Source organism: Actinoplanes sp. NPDC049118, from assembly GCF_040648555.1.
Classification (GTDB): Bacteria; Actinomycetota; Actinomycetes; order Mycobacteriales; family Micromonosporaceae; genus Actinoplanes.
The window spans coordinates 28,546-33,089 of record NZ_JBEZDY010000023.1 but is presented as its reverse complement, the minus strand read 5'-3'; the positions used below and the strand labels follow the sequence as shown (position 1 = coordinate 33,089).

The 4,544-nt window shown below is 71.7% G+C and carries 3 protein-coding genes and 1 pseudogene; 2 read left to right on the top strand and 2 right to left on the bottom strand.

All coding sequences use genetic code 11. The features are described 5' to 3' along the window. Window positions 1-148 precede the first annotated feature (148 nt). A complete protein-coding gene (locus AB0B58_RS30845) occupies window positions 149-1,093 on the bottom strand; it encodes a sulfite exporter TauE/SafE family protein (protein ID WP_360230671.1) in 945 nt (314 codons plus the stop codon). Window positions 1,094-1,357: 264 nt separating this feature from the next. Here AB0B58_RS30845 and AB0B58_RS30840 point away from each other — a divergent pair, with 264 nt between their 5' ends. Both AB0B58_RS30840 and AB0B58_RS30835 read left to right on the top strand, forming a co-directional pair. Continuing rightward, window positions 1,358-1,654: a hypothetical protein gene (locus tag AB0B58_RS30840; protein ID WP_360230669.1), complete on the top strand. Its 297-nt coding sequence runs from the start codon at window positions 1,358-1,360 to the stop codon at window positions 1,652-1,654. Window positions 1,655-1,738: 84 nt separating this feature from the next. Further along, window positions 1,739-2,752, top strand: a complete 1,014-nt coding sequence (locus AB0B58_RS30835; RefSeq protein ID WP_360230666.1) for a LysR substrate-binding domain-containing protein — start codon at window positions 1,739-1,741, stop codon at window positions 2,750-2,752. A 1,079-nt stretch (window positions 2,753-3,831) separates the two neighbouring features. On the opposite strand, the pseudogene AB0B58_RS30830 reads toward AB0B58_RS30835, so the two are convergent. Beyond that, window positions 3,832-4,544 (bottom strand): annotated as a pseudogene (locus AB0B58_RS30830) (hypothetical protein); the annotation flags it as partial.

Genomic DNA, 4,544 nt, shown 5'->3' with positions numbered 1-4,544 from the left:
CGGTGCGGGCGTCCCGGTGCGCGGCCCGCGTCGCGGCTGCCGGGCGGTCAGCCCGCGGTCAGGATCTTCTCGCGGTCTTCGTCCCGCGGGGTCTGCTGCTTCGGTGCGGGCGTCCCGGTGCGCGGCCCGCGTCGCGGCTGCCGGGCGGTCAGCCCGCGGTCAGGATCTTCTCGCGGTCTTCGTCCCGCGGGGTCTGCCGCTCCGGTGCGGGCGTCCCGGTGGCGTCCCGGGCGTCGCGGCCGGCGGTGATGCGGCGGAAGATCGCCAGCCCGGCCGCGATCAGGACGGCCGCGCCGGAGACCGCGCCGACCGCCGGGGTCGGCACGTCGAGCAGCTTCAGGGCGCTGGCCAGCAGCACGATCACCAGCGCCGCGCGGACGATGCCGCCCGGTGCGCGCGAGGAGATGCGGGCGCCGATCAGCACGCCCGGGATCGAGCCGAGCAGGACCGCGGCGGCGATGTCGAGCTTGAGGTCGCCGAAGAGGGCGTGGCCCAGCGCCGCCGAGACGACCAGCGGGATCGCCTGGATCAGGTCGGTGCCGACCAGGTCGTTGGCGCGCAGCTTCGGGTAGAGCGCCAGCAGCGCCACGATGATCAGGGAGCCGGAGCCCACCGAGGTCATCCCGACGATCACGCCGCCGACGGCGCCGAGCAGCAGGGTCGGCAAAGGCCGGACCCGGATCGGCTCCGGCGGGCCGTCGCCTGCGCCCTGCCGGCGGCTCACCCAGGCCTTGAGCAGCAGGCCGGCCGCGGCGAGCAGCAGCGCGACGCCGAGCGACACCTTGATCGTGTGCTGGACGGCCGCATCGTCGCCGAGCAGGCGCAGCAGTAGCACGCCGAGGAACGCGCTCGGGACGCTGCCGGCGCAGAGCCAGCCGACGAGGTGCCAGTTCACCGTGCCGCGCCTGGCGTGCACCCAGCCGCCGAACGGCTTCATCACGGCGCTGGCCGCCAGGTCGCTGGAGACCGCCGCGATCGGGGGCACCCCGAAGACCAGGACGAGGATGGGGGTCATCAGGGCGCCGCCGCCCATGCCGGTGAGACCGACCACGATGCCGACGCCGAGTCCGGCGAGCGCCAGGGTGAGATCCATCGGACGAGTGTCGGCGAGAATCCCTTCTTTGTCTACTAACTTGGTTGACTTAGTGGTGTTTTCCCCATCGTCGTCTCACGCAGTGAAACGACGGGTCCTCCCGCTCACATTCGGGCCGCCTCCCCACTTAGATGTGACCGCTAACAGCGGATGCGCAGACTTCGTGTTGCGGGACTGTTACGCCTTGACGACGCGAATGTTAGCGATAACACTGCGAGATACGTATCGATGGATGCGGCGGTCGGCGATCGAGGAGGTCTCGGCGTGAACGACTGCACCGAGCGGAGCGGCGGCCGCGCGCATCCCAATGGGAGGCGCGGCGTGAGCGACTGGCTCGGGAAGGCCCGGCCCGGCCCGATCCGCGACTCGGCGGGCGACGCGATCAAGGGCGAGACCGTGCCCGCGCGGCTGTGGCGTGACTTCACCCGTGACGCGCTGTGGCTGGGCGCGCATGCCGAAGGGAGGCGCAGTGTGAGCGACTGTGGCTGGGCGCATGCCAATGGGAGGCGTGGCGTGAGCGACTGTGGCCGGGCGCGCACGCCGAAGGGAGGCGTGGCGTGAGCGACTGTGGCCGGGCGCGCATGCCGAAGGGAGGCGTGGCGTGAGCGACTGTGGCCGGGCGCGCCCGCCGAAGGGAGGCGCGGCATGAGCAGCCTGCCCCGACAGCCGACGTTCGACGGCCGGCGGTCGCCCGGGGCCGCGATCCGGGCCCTCCCCGACGGCGTCGGCGGCGCCCGCATCGAGCTGCGCCAGCTCCGCTACTTCGTCACCCTCGCCGAGGAGCTGCACTTCGGCCGCGCCGCCGCCCGCGAGCACATCGTCCCGTCCGCGCTCAGCGCCCAGGTGCAGCGCCTCGAGCGGGCCGTCGGCGTGCTGCTCGTCGACCGCACCACCCGGCACGTGGCGCTGACCGCCGCCGGTGCGCGCTTCCTGATCGAGGCGCGGCAGATCCTCGAGCACGTCGACCGGGCCGCCGTGCTCGCGCAGGGCATGGCACTGGCCGCGCCCAGCCTGCGGGTCGGCGTCCTGGACGAGGGCTACGACGCGGTCCGGCCCGTCCTGCGCGCGATACAGGCCCGCCACCCGGACCTGGAGATCCACCAGGTGCTGGCGGGCGTGCCCGAGCAGTGCCGGCTGCTCGCCGACGGCCGGCTCGACGTCGGCGTCGGGCGGCTGCCGGGCGCCGCGCCGGACATCGCCGCCGAGATGTTCCGCCTCGACTCGCTCGGCGTCCTCGTGCCGGCCGGACATCCGTACGCCCGGCTCGCGCACGTGCCGGTCGCCGCGCTGCGCGACGAGACGCTGCTGCTCGCCGACGAGGAGCAGGCGCCCGAGTTCAACGCGTTCGTCGCCGAGGTGTGCCGGTCCGCCGGCTTCTTCCCGACCCTGTTCTCCGGCAGCGTGCAGACGCTGCGCGCGGCCGCGGACCTGGTGACGCAGGGCCGCTGCGTGCTCTGCACCCCCGCGTCGACGGCCGGCGTCTCGTCCGGGTCCGACCTGACCTGGCGCCCACTGGGCCCGTCGGTGCCGCGTTACCCGTGGTCGATCCTGTGGCGCGCGCAGCACCCCTCCCGGTACGCGGTCGACCTGGTCCGCACGGCCCGCGCCCTCTCGGCCGAACGGGGCTGGCGCGACGCGGCCGGCGAGCGCGCCAGCTAGGGGCGTCCCGCGGGTCAAAGACCTGCCCGTTCCAGCCCTCACCGAGTAGTGGGCCTGCGCCCCCGCCCTGCTCCTCGGGGCGAGCTCGGCGAGCGCGCGGTGCAGGTCGGCGCGAGTCCGCCAGACGAGCCGCCTTGCCCGATGGCTACTTGCCTGCCGCAATCGCCGGCACCACACCGCCCTCGGCGGCCTGCCGGCCGCGTCCTCTCGGGTAGAACGCCCGGCCCCGGCCGACGTCTCGACCTCGCGTCGGCCTCGCGGTGCGGTGACGTCGCGTCGGCCTCGCGGTGCAGTGACGTCGCGTCGGCCTCGCGGTGCGGTGACGTCGCGTCGGCCTCGCGGTGCAGTGACCGCGCGAGGTCGCCGTCCCGATCGATTGGCTGCTGCATTGCGGCGGCGAGCCGTTCGTCATCGGCGGGTTTCGCCTCGGCGATCACCTCGACCGGCACCTCACGCCGGGCGCCCAATCCAACCTGGAGCGCGACCTCTACGGTCTGCGCCACAACGGGACTCACAGGTAGTAACCGCGGAGCCCAGCGTCAGGTCGTTGACCAGTGTCAGAACCCTGGCGGCCTACACCCGCAGTCACTTACCTGAACCTCGAACTTCGAACCTGATGTCAGCCTGATGGTGAAGGAATACTGCGGGTATTGCGACTAATCGAAAAGGAAGCGCATATGAGTCCGTCCGGCCGGCAGTCCCACACCCGCCGTCTCATCCGAAGCGCCTATGCCATCGCGGCGCTACTCGGCTCGCTGGCAGCGATACTCAACGCAGTCTTCCAGGCGCCGTGGTGGCATTAGTCGGGCCAGGTATGGTGCCCGCGTTGGTGTCATGATCGCTTTCTCGCCACCATTCTGGCATGGTCGGCCGCAGTTCCGGCGACGCGGCTATGTCGGATTCCCGGGCGGCCCGGCCTGCTTGATCTCATCGAACGGGCGGAACGTCGCCGGCGCAACGAGCAGGCTGCGTCGAGGCTTGGTGCGATTGGCGCCGTCGGAGATCGGGCGTGACGACCCCCGAGAATGGAACCTCTCGAGCGGGGAAGCGGCGGCTATCGCTCCAGCTAAAGGCGTCAATCACCAGATGTTGATCTTCAATATTGGCATGATCGACCCCTGATCGGGAAAGACAACCCTCTCCGGATGCTGGATAATTGATACATGCGGCAGCTTCAGTTGTTCAGCACCGGGGAACTGGCCGAAATGCGTGATCGCACCGCATCTCGAAACCATTCTCCCGCGCGTGACGAATTCCGCCGTGACCATGAGCGCCGCCGTGCTTGGGGCCTGTCCCGGAGGCATGCCGAGCGTTTGCGTCGAACGCGCGGTCTGTCCGACCGCACGGCGGCAAGCCTGGACGGGGGTGCCGGAAGACTCGACAGCCGACCAGGCCGGGCCGACCCGCCCGCGTTGAGCGGACACCAAGCCCGGCGTCGGGCCACGGCCGCCGACCATAGCCGCAATCTGCCGCGACGGCGCGACCGACCGCACCCCGGGCTGGCTAAGTCGGTGGGTTTGGTTGAGCCTGCCGGTTTGGCTGAGCCTGCCGGTTTGGCCGAGCCTGCCGGTTTGGCCGAGCCTGCCGGTTTGGCCGAGCCTGCCGGTTTGGCCGAGCCTGCCGGTTTGGCCGAGCCTGCCGGTTTGGCCGAGTCTGCTGGTGTGGCCGAGCCTGCGGGTCTGGCCGAGCCCACCTGTCTGGCCGAGTCTGCTGGTGTGGCCGAGCCTGCGGGTCTGGCCGAGCCCACCTGTCTGGCCGAGCTTGCAGGTCTGGCCGAGCCCACCGGTCTGGC